The organism is Pyrobaculum sp., assembly GCF_049971835.1.
GTDB lineage: Archaea > Thermoproteota > Thermoprotei > Thermoproteales > Thermoproteaceae > Pyrobaculum.
This window is the reverse complement of sequence record NZ_JBMFKV010000306.1, coordinates 1-1871: the sequence shown is the minus strand read 5'-3', so window position 1 is coordinate 1871 and position 1871 is coordinate 1. Positions and strand designations below refer to the sequence as shown.

Annotated in this window: 1 pseudogene; it reads left to right on the top strand. The window is 61.7% G+C overall.

The features are described 5' to 3' along the window. Positions 1 to 1871: pseudogene (locus tag ACP5J3_RS14015) on the top strand (hypothetical protein); the annotation flags it as partial.

Below are 1871 nucleotides of genomic sequence, written 5' to 3'. Positions count from 1 at the left end.
GCCGCTGTTAATCGTCCTTCTCGCAGTAATAGCCAGCGCCCAGTTCATATATCTCGCCGAAGTCTACGATTGGAACAATGGACATCTGGCATGCGGCACCGTGTTTCTTTTTGACTCACAGGGCAAGGTTGTAGGTACTGTAAAAGTTGTAAATGGCAAACTAGAGAAGCCGATAAACGCCACGGGGGTGGCCGTGATAAAAATTGCCTGGGGGTGGGTCAGCGACCCAGCCACGGCAACATGGATATACGACTCGAGCAACCCCCACGACGTAATGGAACTAGGCAACGCCCTGTCGAATTGGCGGGTTACAACGTACGTTTATCCCGTGACGGTTTCTGTAAAAGACGGCAGTGGGGGACCAGCAGGCGGCTACACTGTTGTGGTCGCGGGCTTGGGCTTCTACTCGGTGTCGCGCAGTGGGGCAGACGGCGGCGCCCAGGTTGAAGACTCGGTGTGTGGAGGGGAGATATCACAGGTGCCGCCTGGCAACTACACATACTACGTGTACGATCCGTCTGGCGCATTGGTGGCGAGCGGGAGGTTTGCCGTAGCGCGGGGAGCCTCAGTTGGCAGGTACGACATTACTGTTACGGTTGGCGAGCCGCGGCGCGGCGTGGGGGGTGTCGTGGTGTCGGGTGTGAGGTTTCCGGGCGGCGGCGTGGGTGATCTGGCTGTGCCTGTGGAGGTGGTGGGGGATAGGTTGGTGCCCCTCGGGGAGTTGCCGCCGAGGTTTGGGAGCGTGGCGGTTTATCTGAGGTCTATCCCCGTTGGTAATTTCTCTCTTCCGGCTAGGGGTGGGGGCGTCTTGGTGTACAACGGATCGCGTATGCCGGGTAGCCTCGCCGAGCTGGGCTTGTATGTAAATGTGACTGTGAGGGCTGTGGATAGGGGCGGGGACCTGCTGAGGGGCTCGGTGGTTCAGGTGAGGTACGGCGGCTATCTGCTGGCCAATGGGACTGACGAGGTGAGGGTGGCTCTGCCTCGTTCAGATCTCATCGAGGGGCCCTACACCGCGACGGTGGCCTCGCCTGCTGTGCTACCCAGTGGCAGGTTTTTTACCGCTGTGAGGGAGTTTTCCGTCGGGCGGGAGACGTCTGTGGTGAATGTGCAGATCCCCGCCGTACGCACCGTGGTGAGGGTTGTGGATGGATTTGGCAAGCCGCGTCGTGAGTGGCGTGTTGAGATTGTCAACGTCACCTCTGGCTGGGGGGAGGTCAGGGCGTTGCTCGTCGAAGGTGAGAGGTACGTCGCCAGGGCGGCCGGCCTCGGCTTCACCAACACGACTGTATTTACCCCTGGGTCTGAGGTGTCTGTGGTGATCCCCACGGCCCTAGTCGAGGCGTATGTAGTGGACGGCTTTGGGAGGGTGAGGGAGGACTGGCCCGTAGAGATCGTAGGCGTGGCCTCGGGGCGGGGGAGGGCGGGGCCTGTGGAGGTCATTGCTGGGGAGTACACGGCCAGATCCGAGGCGCTTGGCAGGTCGTTTCTAAACAAGTCGGTGGTAGAGAGGGGGCAGAGGGCTACGTTGGCCGTGCGCATCCCCACCGCCAAGATAAAGGTCGCCGTGTTGGAGGAGGACGGCAAACCGCCGGCGAAGGTTTATCTAGAGGTGCTCGGGCCTGTCGCTATAAACACCACTCAGCCGGCTCTGGAGGCTGAGGTGCTGGCCGGCGAATACGTGGTGAAGGCGGCGGCCGATGGTAGAAACGTCACGGAGATAGTTGTTTTAAAGCCGGGCGAGGTTAGGGAGGTGGTGCTGAGGCCGCCGCCTCCGCCGAAGCCGCGGTTCCCGTGGGAGGTGGTGGTAGCGCTTGCGGTAGCCGCAGTGGGGGTCGCCGCCGCTGTGGTTTACGCAAGGCGCCGCCCGC